Here is a 20,950-nt window from a genome sequence, read left to right on the forward strand (position 1 = left end):
CGTATAATTAATGTTAACAATAAACAATTATCAAAGTGAGCGTATATGAAACCCAGTAACGACAACAACACTCAGCCAGCTATTATGTCTCGCCGTGCAGCCCTTAAATTTGTAGGTGCGGGTGTAGGTGCAGGCGTACTAGCAGCCAGCGCCGGTTGTGCTCGCTCATTAGAGCACAACCCAAGGGAAACCTTGTTAGCAAAGGGCACGTTAAGCAGTGCCCCCAACGTCGTTGCAGATACACAAGATAATTGGCAGCAAACCCATGATCGTGTCTGGTTGGGCGGCGATTACTGGGCAAATCCTATGGAAGACTGGCAGGTCAAAGAGGGGCACGCCCATTGTATTAACCCTGGGGGCAATCGCAGTGTTCATTCACTGACACATCAACTGAAAAATCAGCAGGGTAACTTTGAGATACGTGTGCGCCTAGAGAATTTGTCACCTAACGATAACGACGGTGGTGGTGGAGTGCGTTTAGGTGCGCGCAGTGAGCTAAACGAATACCGCAGTAACTGTTTTGTGCAGGAAGGTTTTGATGTGGGCGTTATTAAAAATACCTTAGTCATAGGTGGTGAACGGATACCATTATTAAGAGATATCGCCAATCAGCCCGTAGACTTAATTATCATAGGCACGCCGCAAGTTGGCGCAATGCTGCTTGACGTTAAAGTACAACTTGCGAGCAACCAAAGCTTACTCGGAGCACATACTTTATTGGTATCAGCAGGTGAGATAATGGGAAATGTTGCTTTGGTAAGTAATTTTGCATTGCCAGCCACAGACTTTCAAAGTGACGCTAAAGAGCACAATGGTAGTCGATATCGCTTTAGCCAGTGGCACATGGCGGGAGATGCCTTTGAGTATTCACCTGAGCAGCGCTTCGGGCCAATTCTGTGGACTATGTACACACTAAGCGACTCCCAAAGCGAAAAAGGATTTGTGCTTAAACTCAGTGCACTGCTCGGGCCGTTAGGGTTAAAAGACAATCAAAGTGTTGAGCTACAAGCAAAACGTAATGGCCAGTGGCAATCACTTGGGCAAAGCACTGTTGATCCAGCTTCTTCACTGGCGACGTTCACTCAACCGAACTGGGATGAAACCCAGAGCACGGCATTTCGGGTGATATACAACCAACGACATAAAGATGGCTCACACACGCCAGACATTTACTCAGGGACGATTCAAGCAAATCCTGCTGGCCGAGCGATGCGTATGGCGTCACTAACCTGCCAAAATGATTATGCATTTCCCTATAGCCCGGTGGCAGAAAACGTATTAAAACTAGACCCAGACTTGGTCTTTTTCTCAGGCGACCAACTGTACGAGAATCACGGTGGTTTTGGTTATGTCAGGGCGCCTGCCGAGCGTGCCACACTGAACTATTTACGCATGTATTATCAGTTTGGTTTGTCGTTTAGAGACGTTATGCGTGATAGGCCGACTGTGTGTTTGCCTGACGATCATGATGTGCTGCAAGGAAACTTATGGGGCGAGGGCGGTGCGCCTATGCAACATATCGAACGAGACCCTTCGGCAAGTATTCTCGGGGGATACATTCAACCTGTGTCTATGGTTAACGTGGTGCACAAAACCAATACCTCCCATCACCCTGATGGTTTTGATACAACGCCAAACGCCAGTGGTATCAGCAGCTATTATGGCAACTTAATATACGGTGGTGTTGGATTCGCCATATTGGCTGACCGCCAATGGAAAAGTGCACCAGAGGGAATTGGCGTTGTGGTGGGTGAAACGGGACAGGGAGAAGCGCCAGGATATGTTAACCCCCAGTTTGATGGTCCTGAATTGGCTTTGTTAGGTCAGCGCCAAGAAGCATACCTAAAGCAATGGTCGCAAGATTGGCGTGGTCACAAACTCAAAGCGGTATTAAGCCAAACCGTATTTGCAGGCATTGCGACCCATCAGCCGCGCCCAGATCGTTACCTGAAATATGACTTTGATAGCAGTGGTTGGCCCGCCACAGCTAGAAATAATGCTATCGATATTATGCGCGAGTCTGCAGCGTTGCATATATGTGGCGATACCCATTTAGGCACGTTGTCACAATATGGCGTGCATAATCAGCGTGATAGTAACTGGGCATTTTGTAGTCCAGCCATTGCTGCAGGTTGGCCGCGTTGGTGGAAACCTGACGCGGTAGGTTTTGAGGTTAACAATCGCCCTGAGCATGGTTTACCGAATACCGGTGAATACGCAGATGCCTTCGGCAACAAGATGTATGTGTATGCTGTGGCTAACCCGCTGGTGGGTAAATCAAGCAACCGATATGTGCAGGCGCACGAGAAGGGCAGTGGTTTTGGTATGATCACCTTCGACCTAGATCAACAGACCTACACTATGGATGCTTACAAGTTTTTGATTGATGTAAATGATAAAAAGGCATCCAACCAGTATGACGGTTGGCCAGTAACGATCCACAAAGATGAGAACCGTGGGCTAAACCAACTGAGTTGATATTGATTTTAGGGTTAGTGTCCACGAGCGTTTTACTCTTAGTTTTAATATTGGCGTTAGTATTAATCTCATCAGGCTGCTTTTAAAGCACCTGATGTTTTTATACTTCATCTTCGTTATCAACGTCTGCGGGCCATATTGAAGGGCTTACTACGAACCGCCCTCAACAAGCCACTCTCAACAAAACACTCTCAACAAATCGCTCGTAAAAAAACAAAGTAATAGAACCGAACCTTGCCTCGTCAGTGAAAATTCTACGATTATGTCGAAATGCCGTACCAGTAAAATGATTAACTTTTCTGTTCATCGCTATTTTCCGTTAGAACTTTTTGTTTAAAAATTACGCATTAACCAACTTTAAAAATTTACAAAACGTTTACTTTTGGCCTTTTTATACCTGTGTAAATCCTATCTACATCTTCTTATATATCTGAAATTATTATATATTATCATTATTTATGGTTGGTTTTATGCCCCGTCCTTAACGTTTATAGATTTATTCAAACGCTACTTTATTGAATTCACGTTATTAACAAAGAGTTGACAAGTGACTACATGGTTTGGGAATATGCTCTTCATTGGGGCATATGCCCAATTATAATCAGATACTCATTTTATGTAGGCGTGTTCGGTTCAGTTGTTCGAACATGATGAAGATAAACTTCATCGTTGGTTAGCGCGTTACTTGAAAAATAGGTGTCACTGGCATAATCGACAGCAGGCTGGAAAATTACTATGACGTCTCAAACGCATAACAGCAGTATCGGGAATATAAGCGAAGAACAGCTACCCATTCCTAAGCATAAATTAAAGGGCTGGACCCACTTTTTAGGTCTTTATGCCGGTGAACACGTCGCTGCGACCGAATTTGTGTTCGGTGCAACCTTCGTTGCACTCGGCGCTACCATGACTGACATTTTGTTAGGCTTGTTAATCGGTAATATACTAGCGGTATTGAGCTGGACATTTATTACCACGCCTATCGCAGTAGAAACGCGTTTAAGCTTATATACGTACTTGCAAAAAATCGCCGGCGATTCAATGACTAAGCTCTATAATTGGGCTAACGTTATTATATTTACCGTGATATCCGCTGCGATGATCACGGTCTCCGCAACTGCCGTACGTTTCGCTTTTGATATTCCCGCCCAACTCAACTGGTACCCAACAAACGCTTGGTTTGTAGCGATTGTATTGGCCGTGGGAGTTATCGTGGTATTGGTGGCTATGTATGGCTTCACTGCGGTATCAAACTTCTCTGGTATCTGTGCCCCTTGGTTACTTGTCATGTTCGTCAGTGGCCCCTTAATTTTGATGCCTGCCTTAGCGGATTCTGTGATTGGCCAAACGGGCCTCAGTAGCTGGGCTGATTTTATGCACATTGGCAGTTTATCCGTGTGGACAGGCTTAAATGCCAGTGGAGAGCCAGGCATCGGGTTACTAGAAGTCATTGGTTTCTCGTGGGCAGCTAATACCATCACGCACGTTGGTTTGATTGATATGGCGTTACTACGCTATGCTCGGAAGCGTTCATACGGCTTATGTACCTCTGCGGGTATGTTGTTTGGCCACTATATCGCATGGATATCTGCCGGTATTATGGGCGCAGGTACTGCTATTATTGTGCAAAAATCGATTGTTGAATTAGACCCAGGTGATGTGGCTTATCAAGCACTAGGCTTATCAGGTTTGGTGATTGTGATTGTGGCTGGTTGGACAACGGCGAACGCAAATTTATATCGCGCTGGTCTTGCTGCACAAGCTATTTTCAAAAATCACTCACGTACTAAAACGACGTTAACCGTGGGACTGGTAACGGTATGTATCGCATGCTTCCCGTTCGTATTTACTAAGCTTTTACCCTTATTAACCTATGCTGGTTTGTTAGTGGTGCCGGTGGGGGCCATCGTATTTGCTGAGCACTTCATCTTTCCAAAAATTGGTTTTACACGCTATTGGGTAGCGTATCGCCAACTCACCCATAGCCGACCTGCGGTTGTGGCTTGGGGCTTGGGCTTAGTATTTGGTTTTGGCTTGAACATACTGGATGTATTGTCGTTCTACTATCTGTTTATTCCTACTTGGTTCTTCACCATTATTGTTTACACCTACATGGCTAAGCGTCACGGTGCTGCAGATAAGTACCCAGAAGAGCAAGCAAAAATGGAAGCCTTTAACGAGCGCGTAGAGCTTCATCAAGCTGAGCAAGCAGCAAACGAACCAGAGCCAGTAATACATATCTCTAAGCTGACTAAATTGCTTCGCGTGACCGCTATTAGCAGTCTAGTTATTACTTTTCTTCTAGCGTGCAACACCATGTTCTTCAGTGCGAATATTCCTGCCTACGAAGTGAATAGAGACATGTTTTTCACCGTAGCGTTTATCTGCACACTTATTTACTTTTTCACCGCTTACTGGGCAATGCAGCGTAAAAAAATCGCTGTCGGCGCCAACGTTTAGGACATCATTATGACTATTGAAAACGCTATTGTATTAAACCAAGCGAATTTATCTGCACTACCTAGCGATGTTGCAGTACCAAATTACGATCGTAGCAAGGTCACTGCCGGTATTGTGCATATCGGTGTGGGGGGCTTTCACCGCTCTCATGAGGCCTTTTATACCGACGAATTTATGCAACAAAGCGGCGATTTATCTTGGGGTATTTGTGGGGTAGGTTTGCGTGAGGGCGACCGCAAAATGCAATCAATCCTCAAAGAACAAGATTACTTATACACCCTGATAGTAAGGCACCCGAATGGTCAGGTAGAAAATCGCGTTATTGGTTGTTTAACTGATTTTATACTTAGCTGTGATGCGCCGCAAAAGGTCGTCGATAAAATGGCCAGTGACGAAACAAAAATTGTATCGCTGACCATTACAGAAGGGGGCTATAACTTTAATCCCGTTACTGACGAGTTCGACTTTAGTCATCCTGATGTAGTGCATGACTTGGCGAACCCGAGTTCGCCTCGTCTGGTATTTGGTTATTTAGCCGCGGCCCTTAAATTACGCAAAGACGCAGGTAAAAAACCATTTACTGTGCAGTCATGTGACAACATTCAGCACAACGGCAATATGACACGTAAAATGTTGTTAGCTTATGTGGGCCATTGTGATCAAGACTTAGCAGCCTGGATAGCCGAAGAAGTGCAATTCCCTAATGCGATGGTTGACCGTATAACGCCAGCCACGACACCGGCAGATATGACTTACCTTGCGAATGACGTGGGCGTTAAAGACAATTGGCCGGTGGTATGCGAACCTTTTATTCAATGGATTATTGAGGATAAGTTCAGCGATGCTCGCCCATTGTGGGAACAAGTGGGCGCACAGTTTGTGTCGGACGTGACTCCTTATGAAAAAATGAAAATTCGCCTATTGAATGCAGGTCACTCTGTGTTAGGTATTTTAGGCTCAATTGAAGAGCAAGAAACCATTGATGGTGCTGTGCAAGAGCCGACGTTTGCACGCTACTTACGCTTATTCATGGATAAAGAAGTTACGCCTGTTCTGGATCCAGTAGAGGGCATTGACCTAACAGAATACAAAGACGTGTTGTTTGAGCGTTTCGCTAATCCAAATATCAAAGACAGTTTGTCGCGAATTTGCTTAGAAAGCTCTTCAAAAGTAGCCACATTTTTGATCCCAACCTTGTTGCATAACTTGGAGAACGACGGAGATATCGCCTGTGCCACTTTGGTATTGGCGGCTTGGTGTTACTACAGTGATAAACAAGTGAATCAAAACGGCAAGGCACTAGATATAAACGATATCATGGCCACTGAGCTGCACGATGTGGCGAAGAAAACGAGCGCTGACGCGTTAGCCTTTTTAGCACTTGAAAGTATTTTTGCTGAGGTGAAGAAATATCCTCGATTTGTTACTGAATATAAACGTCAAATCGAAACACTCTATGCCAATGGCGATATTAAAAGCCAGATGCAGGCTATTACTCAATAAGTAAAATCCCCTATTTTACTTGACTCGCTGGGCACTCCAAAGCAACGGAGTGTTCAGTGAATGGCTGTTTTTTTACTCGCCTATCTCCATTCAGGTTGCTATACCTGTAATAATTTAGTCATTAAGCGCCAATCACCCGCATAGCTAATTTTTAGCAGCACCTTGTAACTACCTCAGTTCATCCATATTTCACTTATAACGAAATTTCACCAGTAACGATAACGGATGATATATCCATCGTTGCAATCCTAATAAGAGGTTATATGTCTGATTTACTGCAAGATTTACAATGGCGTTATGCCACCAAAAAATTCGATTCGAGCAAAGTTGTAAGCCAAGAAAAAGTTGACTTTATTTTAGAGGCTATTCGCCTTAGCGCTAGTTCTAGCGGCTTACAGCCTTATGAAGTGCTTGTTGTAACAAATAAAGATATTCGTGAAAAAATTGTGCCCCATGCATGGGGACAAGAACAGATCTCTGATGCCTCGCACTTGTTGGTATTTGCTGCTTGGGACAATTACACCGCCGAGCGCATTAATATGATGTTCGATTTGGTCAATGAAGAGCGCGGCTTTAAAAACCAAGGTTGGGAAGATTATCGTAATATGTTGTTAAATGCTTATCCTCAGCGTGATGCAGAAACGAATTTTGAACATGCCGCCCGCCAAGCCTACATCGGCTTAGGTTCAGCTTTAATCGCTGCTGCAGATGTCAAAGTGGATAGCACACCTATGGAAGGTTTTACGCCAGGTGAGGTAGACGCGATTCTTGGGCTTCGGGAGAAAGGCTTACGCTCAGTAGTGATGTTGCCTCTAGGTTATCGTGCTGATGAAGGTGACTGGCTAGTAAATTTAAAGAAAGTTCGCCGTAGCGATGAAGACTTTATTACCACTGTAGCTTGATGCATTAACTGCGTTTATTCATTGAATAAACGCTGCGCTGCCCGCTTATTGCTATGTGGGCAGCGATTTTTCTTTTGCTTTACGTTAAGTAAATCGGACAATTTAGCCAGTGAAAATCCGTTGAGCATGGGTAGTTAGGCCTGATGTTACGCTGCCAAAATGATCTCCAATTACTATTTCAAGACCAGGAAACACAGAGTTTATCCAGTTTTGCACCACGGGTGACATAGCCGTTCCACCTGTCACGTACAACACATCTGGCGTAGTGCCAGCTTGTTGAATCGCTTCTTTCATTAATCGTTCAAACTTGCTTAACTCATCAGCTATTGCGTCGCTTAACTGTGTGCGAGTAATAGGCACTTCAAAACCTTGCTCAATGTAATGTAACGCCAAGCGTATGTCGTCGTGCTCTGACAGTAGTATTTTAGCAAGCTCAGCACTGCGACTGACGCGTAAGCCAAACTTACCATCACGCAACGCTTTCAAACGATTTAGTTTTGGATTAGGACTAATGCGGCAATATTCTTCAATCTCTTTGCCTGTTAAGCGCCCATTAAATTCTTGTTGCGCAGCAACATCGTTGACAGTCACGGCCTGTTTGAACAAATGATTTGGTACAGGAAGACCATTATTCAAAACGGTATTTTTGCCAAATTCAGGCATTAATGCCATAAGGGCGAGTTTGTTATCTAAATCGATACCGCCGATACGTTTGCCTGTATGACTAAGAATACAATCCTGTCGATTGATTAATTTCACATAGCTGGGACCTACTTTGATCATTGAACAATCAGTGGTACCACCGCCTAAATCAAGGATCAATACAAGCTTGTCGTCGCTTAATTGACGTTCGTAATCATAGGCAGCTGCTACGGGTTCCATCAAAAACTGTACATCTTTAAAACCGATTCTTTCGGCGGCACTGTTGATGATGCTTAAAGCTTGTTTGTTACCGTCTTTGCCAAGCAATCCGTGAAAATTGACAGGGCGACCAATCATAATTTGGCTTAGCTCATTATGTTTAAGGCTTTCGGCCTCTTGTTTGATAAAGGCCAGCATTTTTTCGACTATGGTGGTGAATACAGCCCGCTGGGTGGCGTTAATATCTGCCCCTAAAAAGGATTTAGGCGACTTTATATAAAAGCCACTTTCGGGATCTGAAATATGCATCAGTTCAGCTTCTTCACCAAAAATCACATCACCGTTAGCTGCCAATGCTTGAACGATGCTTTGTGCGCGCTGGTCGCTGGCATTATGCAGCCGATGCGCTTTTCGCAATTGCTTGCGAGCAATATTGACTAGCTGTTCTTGTGTTAAGCTAACGGTTTCGTCTTGCTCACTTTTAAGGGCGGCGATTTGCTCCCCAAGAGCTTCCTCGGTAATCACGGCAGGCGCTGACATTCCGTGTTCAATAAACAAAGATGATGGAAGGCGCGTTTTACCGTCCTCTAGAGGGAGTAATACGGGGTGTCCATTCTCCATGACGGCAATTGAACAATTAGAGGTGCCAAAGTCGAGGCCTGCAAACATTTAAGATCCTTGGTTATAAACAGTTTTTTCCATTTTAATATAAAGCGCTCCGACAATTTGTTATTTAAATGTTGTTAGTGACGATGCAACATAAATACTATCCGGGACAGACATCACTATTTGGAAACTCATCAGGTCTAGGGGGAACGGCTAAGCGGATATTGCGGTAGGTATCTACCCAGTATTTATCGCGATGAATAACCAGATAGTCGAGTAACGCGTTGTGTTCCGCAGTGGCCGTGATGAGGTGGTCACCGCCGACTCCGTGGAACAATATATTGATGAGTTTAATATTTTTCGGTTGGCTTATAATAAACACAATGATTTGCTTGGCCGTTAGGTTCTCAGGGGCGATCAGAACTGAAAAGTTGCTAGCATCACAGCTCTTTACAGCGATAAATTGGCTTTTAATTGCCAGCAAGTAATTACCATTTTGGGTTTGCTGGTCAAAACAGGGTGGGGTGAATGTGCGAACCGTTTCGCCGTCAACTGCGTTAAGCAAGGTATTGGCAACGGTGATTTCGTTGACCATAGCGTTAACCGTGCGGGTACTTAAATCGTTTTCAGGTAGCACCCATTCTCTGCCAGGCCGTGAGCCTTGACACGCATGAAACAATGAATGATTACCCAACTCGTGGCCTTGCTTAGCTATGGTTCGCCATTGCGCTAGCCGATTTTTAAATTCAACTGAAAGGGGAACAACGTAAAAAGAGGCTTTAAGATCTCTTTCGTTAAGCGCGGGTACAACGTTTTCTAGTTGGCTTAATAATGCGTCGTCATACGACAAACTAATGGCGACTTTTCCCTCTTTTAACCAATTACTTTGTTCTGCAAAGGCCAATTGATTTGCTGTGAAAAATAGCCCCGTAATGAATAATATCGTTGTTCGGTAGTGTGCTGCGAGCATGATTATAGTCGTTAATGGTATAAATTTAGAATCTAAGGTTTACCCAATACCGATGCTATCTCAATGATTATTTTGATTAACAGCCTGATCCTTTTGGCTCTTTAGCTTATACCCATAGACTAATGTATCTACTGATTTGATTGCAAAAAATGCTATTGATTGATATCAATAGCGCGAGTTACGAATTTTATAAAAGAGTGAATATATGGATGTTAAAAAAATAGTCTTGGTTGGAATTGTCGTTTTAGCGGCTGGTTATATAGGCGGTTCGATTATGGCCACCAACAAGGCCGAAGATGCCTTAAATAATTTAGTCAACGAAAGCCGCAGTTTTGGTGTGGAAATGACTTACGACGATGTATCTGCTTCACCTTTTGGCGGAGCAACGATCGATGAGTTGATAATTGATACAGGCTTTGGCAAGGTTCTGATCGATGAGCTTATTATCAAAGAGTTTGCACAAGAAGACGGTGTATTAAGCGAGATTGTCTTATCGGCTGATGACATTAGCGTCGCTGATTTTTTGGTGAGCGACAAGCCGAAAGACCTATATGAAGCGTTTATTTATCTGCTGCAACAAAAAGGAAATGAAGTAGATTTGGACTTCGCCTTGGAAGTGGATGTGGAAGATGATAAAGCTGAATTAGAAGAATTTAGCATCGAAGGCGATGATATCGGTGAGGTGCGTGTATCAATGGAGATGACAGGCCTTAAAAAACTCCAAGGTTTAGGGAGTCATAATGCGCTATTAATGGGTACGGTGATGTTACAAGAACTTGTTATCCACGAAGCATCTGTCTATTTACAAGATGATGGCCTACTTGACACATTATTAAATAGTGAGGCAACACACAAAGGTGTGTCTGCAGATTCATTGCGTGATAAAGCTATTGGGCGAGGCCAGCAAGCAAAGGCCAAAACCAATAATAAAATAGAGCAACAACTCACAGATGCAGGTATCGCGTTGCTTGAAGGTGATGCCATCACGCTTACACTAGATGAAGATACACCGGTCAGCGTTGGCCAGTTATTGTTTGATGGTGAGAGTGGCATACAGCGTGCAATGCAAAAGGTGAAGTTTGATTTGGATATCGATTAACAAGTGGCAATTAGATGCGCTTCTATTAGTGGGGGAGTGTGTTAGTTGTGAATAGCGACCATTACTCACTGCATTTATAAAGCAAAACTTGCTGAAAACAAACATGCTCACCTAATGGTGGGCATGTTTGTTTTCAATGGGCTGAGAAGTGAAGTTATGTAAAACCATAGGTTCTTTAGACAAATCCAAGAATATCGAGCCTACAATATTGTGGTCTCCCGACATCCAGTTTTCATGTTGATGACTATTCAGGGAAACTGCGACCTGATTAACCCCTTCTATCAACCAACTTTGCGGCACATGCGAATCTTTACCGTATAGGCGCTGTCGCTTAATACCGTTCACAAAAACATGGGCATGCCCTTGCAGGCTCCCGGCAACTTTATGGTCTGGCGTATTAATGGCTAAATCGGGTGCATTGAGCACATAGTTGTCTATTTCTATATGAATATTGACGCCGTCAGTCGCGTCGCGATAAGCACTTAGTTCGATTTTGGGAACGGGCGTACCCGCCCCAATATCTAACGCCTTGTGCTCATGAATTTCAGTTGAGGCAACCGCCACTACATTAATCATTTGAATCGCCCCTAACATGAGCGATGCAAGTAAAAGATGGCGAATAAAGCGTGATGTTGACACAACATATTTATATTGTTTCATACTAACCCGCTCCTGGAGGAGGCCCCATCACGGTACCAGTGCTGCAAGATGCTACTGAGTTGTCTTGTAACTCACCCGCAAAGCGTGTGCCGATAATATAGGGAAAGGCAGGTGCATAAACACCATTGGTTTCGCTGATAGTTACGTGATAATGATAACCATGAGTAGCATCAGAATGACCGTTGTACTGATCAAGATATGCACCTCCTTGCGCGGTTAAATCACTGTTCCAATAATAATCCTCGTAGTAATAACCGTTATTCGCGACCAATTCATTACCAGATAAGGTTTCCACAACATCATCAAACTCAGGGCCTTGGGTTGCGGTTTCTGTTCCCTGAGATGCATCGTATTGATCTACCATGGCACAGCTACGGGCATTATCGGAACAACCTGTGTCTGAGTTTGATGAGTAATCTCGCACGACCCACGCACTAACTGCTAGTAGGCCGTCATCTTGCCATGGACCATATATAGGATATCCATCAGCAGCAAACCCATAAATGGGGGAATGTTGATCGCCAGTGTCACCGACTAAGTCTGCTAAACAGCTGGTGTAAAAGTGGTGGTGGTAGTCGCCGTTAGCCGAATGCCCGCCGCAAATATCGACATCGTATTGCTCGGCAACTGGAGCAAGGTTTTGCCAAGAGCCATCGCTGTTGTAGCTCATTCCATCGCCCCAGTTATAAACAGAAGAGCCATTTACAAATAAGCCAACTTTACCCAAACCATTTTCGCATTCTTCGGTGGTGGCTTCGGGCGTTTTAGGGAAATAGACTTCTCGTTCATCTTCAGTCGGACAAGCGGGTCCTGGTGGCCAATAACCATATCCTGCATTTGTATCACAGTTATCCCCTGTGCTGACATAACCAACATCTTCGCCGAACTCGACAACGTCACCTACTGATGCTGTCGTTTCACCCGTGACGAGATCTCTACTGGCTTTAGGGCGATTGTTAATACCATCAATAATATCCTGCGTCATAGTCACATCGTATTTTGGGATCCCTTGGCTGGTGACTACCGTATAGTCGGCCTCATCTACGTTTTCGTCACTAACCGATTGCACGTTTACCAGTACGCCAATGCCGGTTGATGAGTCCAATATGCGAGTCGATACTTCATTTGTGGTATTGATTATCCAAACACTGTTGGTGTCAGACTCTTCAGCATCGTCTTGGGCGCTGACGGTGATAGAGACGGTGTCTGTGACTGCATCGTTGGTGCCATCATCTACTGCTATTTGAAATTGTAAGGTTTCTTCAGTATCCACTGTCGGCGCGGTGAAAGTAGTTGCGGCCGCTGATGTATCGCTTAGTGTTACATCAGCGCCTGACAATTGATTCCAAGTAATGGTGTAATTCGTATCATCATCACTTATTGTTGCGCTTAACGTTACAACGTCACCTGTTGTAGCGGTCTGAGCAGCTCCTGCATCAACCACAGGTGAGGTGTTAACGGTTCCGTCGTTAGCAGTATCTTCGTCACTAGACGAATCAGAACCGCAGCCTCCTAACAACACACATAACATTAATGCGCTGGACCATTTGACGATTGTACTGCGTGGAAGGTTTTTCATCTCTTCACCTGTAGTTTTGGCTATTATTCAGAATTAATAACGCGAATCTACCAGTTAAATGTGCAGAAACTGTGCAGCTTATGTGCAGTTATTAAGGGGTTTAGTCAAAAAGGGACTTTGCTGAATAATGAATGCGCTAAATATCTGATTAACGGATATTTATTACAGAAAGAGCAAGGGGCTGGCGTGTTTAAGGGGAGATATTGTCGCCGCTACCCATGTCTAGCGACGACCTTGGTTGTTTAATATTATTACTCGGCTAAATCATGGTGACTTGTATAAGGCCCCGTGTTGATAAAGGTACGCTGTGGAGGCAAGCCAGAATCAATAATTAAGGTGTTTTGACCATTTTGGTCTTTTTCCAAAGTAAAGCCATCGTAACGTTCACCGTCGGTTGTAAATGACTGATATTTTAGCTCGTTAGCTGATTTATTAATTATTTGATACGTAGGGGTGTTCTCGCCTATGCGCTCAAGCGTTACACCGTAATCACGGTATTCTTGCCAGCGGGTAAGTTTCTGTGGATAGGTCTTCGGGCCGGCAACGGAAGTAACGAAAACGGATTTCACCTTTTTTTGCGTAGTTTCATTGGCGATTTTAGCTATGTCATCTATTGTGCCTATGCTACCGCGAGAATATGTGTGGTCGTGGCCTTGCAGCACTAAATCGACATTGTGCTTTAAAAATACCGGCAAGAATGCCGCGCGCACGTCAGGTTCGTCTTGCCCCGGGGTATTTAATGGCATGCCGCACGATGAAAATACCGGATGGTGCATAGTCACGATGCGCCACTTTGCTGTGCTGTTTTCAAGCTTTTGGTTTAGCCACCGGGCTTGGGCTTGCAACAAACTAACGCTACCGAGAGCCTCTGAATTAAGCACAAAAATATCTAAGTCTGGATAATGAGTAACATAAACGGTTTCTTGTAATTCAGTGGGTAATGCTGGTGCGGGTGGCAGGGTAAATTGATCTTGCCAAAGCGTAGACAGAGCCCATTCTTTCTGCTGATTTTTATGCACTTGCCAATCGTATTCATGATTGCCCGGTACGAGTATTGCGGGCAGCATAGCGTGGATAAAGCGTCCAGCATTAAGCCAGTTAGACCACTGGCGATCACTGGCGCCTTCATTCACTAAATCCCCTGCGTAGATAGCAAAATCTGCGTTTTTCCCGTGCAGCCAAGCTTTGCGTAGCACCAATGGCCAGTGAGAGTAAATACCATTTTGTGCGTCACCAAAATACAAAAACTCAACGTCACTATTCTTCTTTTGCGCTGCAGTTTTAATCTGCTGCCAAGATGACCACTGATTCATGGCCCCACTGACACGGTAGTTATATAGCGTATCAGCTACTAAGCCTTCAAACGTAATTGAATGGTAATTAACCGGTGATAACTGGGCATTGGCGGAATAAGTAAACGCTCCTAGATTATTATTGCCTTCGTTCAATGGTGTAGTTTGTGTGCTCGCCTCAAAAGTAGTGGCATGAATATCGTAACGGGCATCTGGATTTGCTTGAACGATTTGAGCATAAGATGACGTAACTGTTTGGTCGCTGCGCCAAGTGACCGAAATGCTGGTGGAAGGAGACTCCGTAGGGGTGACAATAATGCGGTCAGGCCATGACGAAGCGGTAATGTAAGGCGTGTTGTCTTTAATGCTGTTGGTCTGGGATGACTGGGCATTAACCGCATTGCTTGCGCCTATCAGCAATAATATAAATAGCGATATCCAGAGTGTCTTCATTCATATTTCCTAGGGACTTTGTGAACATAAAATAATAAAGCGCCACCGAATATTGGTGACGCTTTTTACCAGAAGCATCGGCATATTTTTATCTATATGCTAACGAATTGATGTGCTTAAAGTGTGCTTAAAACGCGTAACTAACACCCCCGCCGTAAGTCGCTGGTGCACCGACTAGTCGGGCGCCACCGTTAAGTTCAAGGAAGTAAGTTTCGTCGGTGATGTTGCGCCCATAGGCATAAACATTTAAACCATTTGCGAAAGTGACATCCACACGTACCCCAAGCAAGTCATAAGATGGTGCAGTGTTTCCTTCACCTGCGTTGAGGCGATTTGACTCTTCACCATGGTAGTTATAGTTAAGGCGAGCATTTAACTGGGTGTTATTGGCCAACGATGTTTGATAATTAAGCGCAGCGGTTTGGCTCCACTTGGGGGAGCCCGGCAGTGGATCGCCAATGGTACTGGTGACGTCATCAACTCGGTTTGAACTGAACTCGGTGATTTCCGTGTCTAAGTAAGTGCCTGCTGTATTGAAAGTGATTTTGTGATTGTTTGCTTCATATAACGTTAGGGCCATCGACGCCTCGGCACCGCGGACAGTGGCCTTTCCAACATTGGTTCTGCCATTGGTATCGTTTGACAAGCGTGCCGTGGCTTGCAGCTCTTCAAAGTCATAAGAGAACGCATCAAAGGTGAGATTAATCCTGCTCGTCACATAACGTGCGCCAGCTTCATAGGCGAGTACTTCTTCTGAATCGAAAGGTTGAGTTTCTTCTTCAGAAAAAATTGAAGTACCGTCAAAGCCGCCGCCACGATAGGCCGTGCTAACTGATGCGAAGACGTTAAGGTTATCGCTTATAAAATACTGTATAGCTAATTTGCCCGACACGTTACTGTCATCGAACTCTCGATCCCATGAGAAATTAGCGTCGGTTTTGAAGGTTTCTTCAAATACAGATAATCCCCAAGGATCCGCGTCGATATTTTCACCGCGAAATTTAGCGGTATCTTTGGTGTAACGTAAACCACCACTGATAACTAAGTCGTTTGATACGTTCCAGTCGATATTACCGAAAGTGGCAACGCTGTTGCGGCGCTGATTATACGGTGAGCTGTACTGTGACAATACCGCGTAGCTGGTCCAATAACTGGTGAAATCTACCGAATCATTGATGAAAAATGCACCTGCTATCCAATCGAAATCCCCACCTGTTGAATCGCTTAAGCGAATCTCCAGTGATGATTGGTCTAGTTGATCATCAAAGTTGTATTGATAGCGTGGAAACGACGTACCATCACCGTTACCACTGACGTTACGTTCACTGCTTTGCAGAGCGAATAACACATCTAAATTTAGGTTTGAGTGTAATTGATGACTAAAGTCCCCAGAAAAGCCATTTACATCGATTTCGTGGGAATAGTATTCACTGGTGTAAAATTCAAATGGGTCACCGTTTTCGCCAGCATTAAGTGATGGTTTATCATCTTCGAATGCTACGCGGTCATATTGACGTGTATCACCACGATCTTGGCTTACAAAGTAATGTAAAGTCAGTGAGGTTACATCATCAAAGTCATAAACAGCGGTACCACGAAAGGCGAACAAGTCTGCATCACCGAAGCCGTCGCGTTCACCGGGGTCAGCTACTGGCGGCACAATCCCTTCGGTACCCTGTGGTACAAATCCTGCGAAATTGCCTGCACCCTTGCCATCCATAAACCCTCCGCCTTGCTCCATTAATACCGCAACACGAATACCAAGATTATCTGATACGGGGCCGCCGACCGCTGCACTTCCTGAGACAAAATCATATGCGCCATATTCAATATCGGCATAGCCATTTAATGTATCACCAGGGGCACGGGTAATAGCGTTAATTGCACCAGCGGTAGTGTTACGACCATACAAAGTACCTTGCGGCCCTTTCAGTACTTCGATGCGCTCTAAATCAAAAAGCGGCATACTTAAATAAGCATTTGAAGTTTGGTAAATACCATCTACGTGAAGTGCAACCGATGGGTTGCCATTGGGTTTGTAGTCATCTGCGCCACCAATACCACGAATGGTGATAAAGCTGTTTTCAGGGCCACCGAAAGCTGAGTTAATAGAGATACCTGACAGACTGTCGATTAGGTCTGTGAAGTCAGTGACGCCTCTTGCTTTTAGCTCATCACCGCCAAGTACTGATATAGCCACCGGTGCATCTTGTAAACTGCTATCGCGTTTTAGCGCCGTTACAACGACTTCGTCCATAGGCGCTTGATAATGAGATGCGCGCTTAATAGGGGTCAGTGAATTCGTTTCTGCTTTTTTAATAACAATGGCTCCACTTGGTTGTTCTTGTGCTTGTAATCCGCTGCCTTTCAATAATAACTCTACGGCTTTGATAACGGATAGCTCGCCTTTAGCTGCCACGGCTTGTTTATTGCTGACAAGACGACTTGGAGCGATGATTACCGTGCCGGTTTGCTGAGAAAGCTGGTTAAGTGCCTGACCAAGGGGTTGAATAGCTATATTTACTTCGGTTTTCTGCGCTAGCGCATGAATAGGAAAAAGCGAAGCAAGCGCGCCGCCAAATAAAGCGCACTTAATAGAACGACTGAGTGTTTTCATGATGTGTATTCCAGTTAATTAATATGGGTTCGCTACAAGAGTCATCATGGAGATAGATTTTTCAGTGAACGTGCTTGTTTCATAAAAACTTCACACAGTGGGTGGTTTATTACGCGTAGTGCTTTGAACAATTGTGTATATATATATTCGTATTTTTACTAATCCTAACTACGTATATACAGTAGATGGGGCTGTTACCAAATTAGGCGTACAGCCCATCAGGTCATTTTTTCGCTAGTATAGTACGCGTATCTTCTTCAATTAATGTAATGGGATAGGCTGCCACTAAACCCGCTAACATTTGATCGATCTGGTTAAATGTGAAAGATGCAGTGATGGGCAAGTCATTAATGCTTTTATCAAGGATGACAACAGGCTTCGGTTTATATCGGTTGATATCCATGATGACGCTTTTCAAAGCAGTATTGTCGTAAATCAAGCGCTCGTTCAACCAAGCAAACTCTGTTTCTGGATTAAACTGAGTGACGTCGCTAATAAATGTACCGTCTATGTTGGCGCGCAACTGCTCGTTAGCGTGTAACTGCAGAACTTTCTCATCCAAGTTGCCATGTTCGGGCATATCGGCTACGTCTACTAAGCCCCGCTGCACCGAAATCTTTACTGCGTTATCGGTGCTTCGTTTAACTTCGAATGCGGTGCCACGTACGCGCACTTGAGTATGTTGCGCAGTAACTGAAAATACGCGGGCGGGGTCGTGGGTAACATCAAAGTAAGCACTGCCTTTGTGCAGTGTTATGCGACGAGCGTTCTGGTCAATATCAACTGCGATACTTGAATTTCCGGCTAGGGTCACATCAGAGCCGTCACTTAAGGTAATAGTGCGATTTTGACCTATTGATGATGTGAAGACTGTATCTGGCGTTATAATCTCTAAGGTATTCGTGGTGTGAAATACACCATTAATAATCAATAACGAGACACTGGCTGCTATACCACTTAGTAACACGGCTGATTTGGCAAGGATGCGCTTTGGCTTGTGAGGTATTTTAGCAACCGGATCCTGATTAGCATGCTGTGTTATCCAGTCTATGGCAGAATCTGTCATACCTATTGTTTGCCAAATCTGCTGATAATGTGTGAATGCCTGTTGATTCATTTTATTACTGTTAAGCCATAAAACAAACTCCTCACGCTTTTCAGATGTTGCATGACCGGAATATAAATAGGTCAGCCATTCACGCGCTTGAGCTTTGGGTGTATTTCCAGCTGGAGCTGTTGATTGAATGTCGTCGAGATGACGCGCCACAGACTCAGTTGATTTATACTTCATGATTGCAACGCACTTTGCAATGCACTGGCATGGTTACTTGCAAGCGAATCACGATGTTCAGAATGTTTGTTTTTAACGCTGTTACTGTCGATTTCATCATCTATGCTTTCTAAAATAGCCATTGCGGTATTTAACTGACGGCAGATATCCGCGAGGCTCCAACCAGTATCGTTCGATATCTGTGCATAAGTTTGCCCTTTTATTCGAGCCCGCATTAATACGTCACGCTGCTTATCACTTAGCCGTTCGGTGCCTTTTTGAATAGCCGCAATACGTTGTTCGCCCTGTAAGATGGTTTCTGGGCAAATTTCGTCAAACAACTCTTCATTGAGGGGAAGCTGTTCGGCAATAAATGCTCGAGTTTTACATATACGACCAATGGATTTTAAGGTGATATTAATGGCTATTTTGATTATATAGGCTTTGGGGTCTTGTACATCGGCAGTATTACTCATCTGTGCAAACCGGCTAAAAGCCTCTTGAGCAACATCTTCGGGCTCCGGGGGGCCTGATCCATAACATTTATGGAGTAACCGGCATACGTCGCGCCAGTGAGCCCTAAATAAGGTATCGATGGAATGGGTAGTAGCAGGCTTAGCTTTGTGTTGATACGTAGGGGCAACATCGCAAGCGTTACTTTTCAAATGTGTATTGATGAAAAACAACGGTGCTTTGTGTAGTGCTTTGCTCATTAGTATTCACTCGACAACGTTTAAAAAATCTGCCGGATATTAACGGTGCAAAGCAACAAATTTATGACAGCGCATATAAAAAGCGCAGTCTTAATAAAAAATTCACATTGGTGGCGTTTGGTGTTTATACCAATCTGTATTAATGCATCATTAGTCTGATGCACGTCCACAAAAAAAGCCGGCGGACCGGCTTTTAGTATACGCAACTCAGTGAAGCGTTATTTTTTGAAACGCTTACCAACGCCAAGGCCAAGTAGACCCAAGCCGAGTATAGCAAGACTAGTTGGAGCAGGTACGTCGCGCTTATCCAAGCCCACAACTATGTTGTCAAACTCGCCTGCCACACCTGAAGAGATAACCCGTAAGCGGTTAAATGATTCACTAGCGTTGAAGGCAATGTTTACGTAAACATTAGATGAGTCTGCAGCCTGGTTACCAGATGTACCGTTTAATTGAGATAATAACTCCTCACCGGTAATGCTACTTACCAATACGTCGTTAGAGTAAAACTCAAACGAATTGTACGTATCCACTGAGCCCCAATAGAATCCTAAGTAATTGACACTTGACCCTGCTAACGAAGGTACAGTCGTACCTAAGGTGGCTAAAAAGTCTGTGTAATCAATGTCAACGTAGCTATCCACGCCCACTGTTGATGGCGTTGTATAAGCGTAACAGCCCGTATCACCAGCTGGTGCCGCAGCAACGTTTCTTGAAGAGCCTTTACGTATGTTTAAAACCGACGACCCACTAGCGGTAACATTCAACGGTGAGTTGATTGCACAGCCTGTTGATGCACCCGCAACGTTGTAGTCTTCATTTTGCGCCGAGTCTAACCCCGTTATAGCGGTGTTTGTATCGAATGTTTCAACGAAGAAGCCGTCGCTTAAGGAATTAATTGTGTTATCAGCATTAACGTTAACGCTTGTTTTGCCTGAACCATCGGTCGCAGCCTGACCACCGAAGGTAATAACCGCAGCATTTACAGATTGGCTCACAGCCAATGCAATTACTGTGGTAGTAAATAAGTATTTTGTGTTTGTTAACAACTTTTTCATGTGTAACTCCGTTATGCAGCTACATTGACTGCTACTAAAGTATTAGCATAATTTGCGCCAACTTAATTACTTGATACATTTCATAAGGTTGCGTGTGAACCATATATAGACGTCAATAAATGTGTAAAATTTTGCACCACGGGTGATGCAAATAACGCACAGTTATTGTAAAAAGTTCCCACGCATAGACTTAATTTCAATCAAGTGGTCGTTAGTTAAAGTGATTAAATAGGGTGTTTAGATGAACGAGATGATCATGGGAAAGTCTTATTTACTGGGCCTTACAACGTGTTTTTCAACTACACGTACTGGTTAAAATATACTTTCTCAGGGGGACCTATCAATTGCGTCCACGCAATTGATTATTATTAATCGAGTGCATTATTTTCTGACACCTACCGATTAGACACGACCCGATATCGACAGTAT

Annotated in this window: 14 protein-coding genes; 5 read left to right on the forward strand and 9 right to left on the reverse strand. The window is 44.2% G+C overall.

All coding sequences use genetic code 11. From position 1 onward, the window contains the following. Positions 1-45 precede the first annotated feature (45 nt). From GQS54_RS02320 to GQS54_RS02335, 4 genes are all read left to right on the forward strand, one after another. Complete coding sequence (locus GQS54_RS02320) at positions 46-2,478, forward strand: alkaline phosphatase D family protein (protein ID WP_166422378.1); 2,433 nt, start codon at positions 46-48, stop codon at positions 2,476-2,478. Positions 2,479-3,213: 735 nt separating this feature from the next. Further along, positions 3,214-4,938: a hypothetical protein gene (locus GQS54_RS02325; protein ID WP_166422379.1), complete on the forward strand. Its 1,725-nt coding sequence runs from the start codon at positions 3,214-3,216 to the stop codon at positions 4,936-4,938. A gap of 9 nt (positions 4,939-4,947) precedes the next feature. After that, positions 4,948-6,441 (forward strand): mannitol dehydrogenase family protein, encoded by a 1,494-nt coding sequence (locus GQS54_RS02330; RefSeq protein WP_166422380.1) that lies wholly within the window; start codon positions 4,948-4,950, stop codon positions 6,439-6,441. 263 nt (positions 6,442-6,704) lie between these two features. Next, the gene (locus GQS54_RS02335) at positions 6,705-7,343 is read left to right on the forward strand and encodes an NAD(P)H-dependent oxidoreductase (protein WP_166422381.1); all 639 of its coding nucleotides are present in this window, start codon (positions 6,705-6,707) and stop codon (positions 7,341-7,343) included. Between the two features lie 102 nt (positions 7,344-7,445). Here the strand turns inward: GQS54_RS02335 and yegD are convergent, their stop codons facing one another. Together yegD and GQS54_RS02345 are read right to left on the reverse strand one after the other, a co-directional pair. Then, the gene (gene yegD, locus GQS54_RS02340; RefSeq protein WP_166422382.1) at positions 7,446-8,873 is read right to left on the reverse strand and encodes a molecular chaperone; all 1,428 of its coding nucleotides are present in this window, start codon (positions 8,871-8,873) and stop codon (positions 7,446-7,448) included. Positions 8,874-8,970: 97 nt separating this feature from the next. Beyond that, complete coding sequence (locus tag GQS54_RS02345) at positions 8,971-9,780, reverse strand: polysaccharide deacetylase family protein (RefSeq protein WP_166422383.1); 810 nt, start codon at positions 9,778-9,780, stop codon at positions 8,971-8,973. 205 nt (positions 9,781-9,985) lie between these two features. On the opposite strand from GQS54_RS02345, the gene GQS54_RS02350 reads away from it, so the two are divergent. Beyond that, positions 9,986-10,879, forward strand: coding sequence for a hypothetical protein (locus GQS54_RS02350; RefSeq protein WP_166422384.1), 894 nt, complete (start codon positions 9,986-9,988; stop codon positions 10,877-10,879). Positions 10,880-10,990: 111 nt separating this feature from the next. Here GQS54_RS02350 and GQS54_RS02355 read toward each other — a convergent pair whose 3' ends face one another. The 7 genes from GQS54_RS02355 to GQS54_RS02385 all read right to left on the reverse strand — a co-directional run bounded on the left by GQS54_RS02355 (position 10,991) and on the right by GQS54_RS02385 (position 20,521). Beyond that, positions 10,991-11,539: a hypothetical protein gene (locus tag GQS54_RS02355; protein WP_166422385.1), complete on the reverse strand. Its 549-nt coding sequence runs from the start codon at positions 11,537-11,539 to the stop codon at positions 10,991-10,993. A 1-nt stretch (position 11,540) separates the two neighbouring features. After that, positions 11,541-13,118, reverse strand: coding sequence for a YHYH protein (locus GQS54_RS02360; protein ID WP_166422386.1), 1,578 nt, complete (start codon positions 13,116-13,118; stop codon positions 11,541-11,543). 251 nt (positions 13,119-13,369) lie between these two features. Next, a complete protein-coding gene (locus GQS54_RS02365) occupies positions 13,370-14,863 on the reverse strand; it encodes a metallophosphoesterase family protein (protein ID WP_166422387.1) in 1,494 nt (497 codons plus the stop codon). A gap of 127 nt (positions 14,864-14,990) precedes the next feature. Then, entirely contained in the window at positions 14,991-17,480 is a 2,490-nt protein-coding gene (locus GQS54_RS02370) for a TonB-dependent receptor (protein WP_166422388.1), read from the reverse strand. 223 nt (positions 17,481-17,703) lie between these two features. After that, positions 17,704-18,771, reverse strand: coding sequence for a FecR domain-containing protein (locus GQS54_RS02375; RefSeq protein ID WP_166422389.1), 1,068 nt, complete (start codon positions 18,769-18,771; stop codon positions 17,704-17,706). Further along, positions 18,768-19,463 carry a sigma-70 family RNA polymerase sigma factor gene (locus GQS54_RS02380; protein ID WP_166422390.1) on the reverse strand — a complete coding sequence of 232 codons (696 nt, stop codon included), beginning with the start codon at positions 19,461-19,463 and terminating at the stop codon, positions 18,768-18,770. The genes GQS54_RS02375 and GQS54_RS02380 overlap by 4 nt, the downstream gene beginning before the upstream one ends. Positions 19,464-19,681: 218 nt before the next feature. Next, on the reverse strand, positions 19,682-20,521 hold the full coding sequence (locus GQS54_RS02385; RefSeq protein WP_166422391.1) for a PEP-CTERM sorting domain-containing protein: 840 nt from the start codon (positions 20,519-20,521) through the stop codon (positions 19,682-19,684). Positions 20,522-20,950 lie beyond the last annotated feature (429 nt).

Source organism: Paraglaciecola sp. 20A4 (assembly GCF_011378905.1).
Taxonomy (GTDB): domain Bacteria; phylum Pseudomonadota; class Gammaproteobacteria; order Enterobacterales; family Alteromonadaceae; genus Paraglaciecola.

Bases quoted from the DNA above. Each gene is read 5' to 3' on its own strand.
- GQS54_RS02355 (WP_166422385.1), bottom strand. From the start codon at position 11,539: ATGAAACAATATAAATATGTTGTGTCAACATCACGCTTTATTCGCCAT.
- GQS54_RS02350 (WP_166422384.1), top strand. From the start codon at position 9,986: ATGGATGTTAAAAAAATAGTCTTGGTTGGAATTGTCGTTTTAGCGGCT.
- GQS54_RS02345 (WP_166422383.1), bottom strand. From the start codon at position 9,780: ATGCTCGCAGCACACTACCGAACAACGATATTATTCATTACGGGGCTA.
- GQS54_RS02360 (WP_166422386.1), bottom strand. From the start codon at position 13,118: ATGAAAAACCTTCCACGCAGTACAATCGTCAAATGGTCCAGCGCATTA.
- GQS54_RS02375 (WP_166422389.1), bottom strand. From the start codon at position 18,771: ATGAAGTATAAATCAACTGAGTCTGTGGCGCGTCATCTCGACGACATT.
- GQS54_RS02335 (WP_166422381.1), top strand. From the start codon at position 6,705: ATGTCTGATTTACTGCAAGATTTACAATGGCGTTATGCCACCAAAAAA.
- yegD (WP_166422382.1), bottom strand. From the start codon at position 8,873: ATGTTTGCAGGCCTCGACTTTGGCACCTCTAATTGTTCAATTGCCGTC.
- GQS54_RS02320 (WP_166422378.1), top strand. From the start codon at position 46: ATGAAACCCAGTAACGACAACAACACTCAGCCAGCTATTATGTCTCGC.
- GQS54_RS02370 (WP_166422388.1), bottom strand. From the start codon at position 17,480: ATGAAAACACTCAGTCGTTCTATTAAGTGCGCTTTATTTGGCGGCGCG.
- GQS54_RS02380 (WP_166422390.1), bottom strand. From the start codon at position 19,463: ATGAGCAAAGCACTACACAAAGCACCGTTGTTTTTCATCAATACACAT.
- GQS54_RS02325 (WP_166422379.1), top strand. From the start codon at position 3,214: ATGACGTCTCAAACGCATAACAGCAGTATCGGGAATATAAGCGAAGAA.
- GQS54_RS02330 (WP_166422380.1), top strand. From the start codon at position 4,948: ATGACTATTGAAAACGCTATTGTATTAAACCAAGCGAATTTATCTGCA.
- GQS54_RS02365 (WP_166422387.1), bottom strand. From the start codon at position 14,863: ATGAAGACACTCTGGATATCGCTATTTATATTATTGCTGATAGGCGCA.
- GQS54_RS02385 (WP_166422391.1), bottom strand. From the start codon at position 20,521: ATGAAAAAGTTGTTAACAAACACAAAATACTTATTTACTACCACAGTA.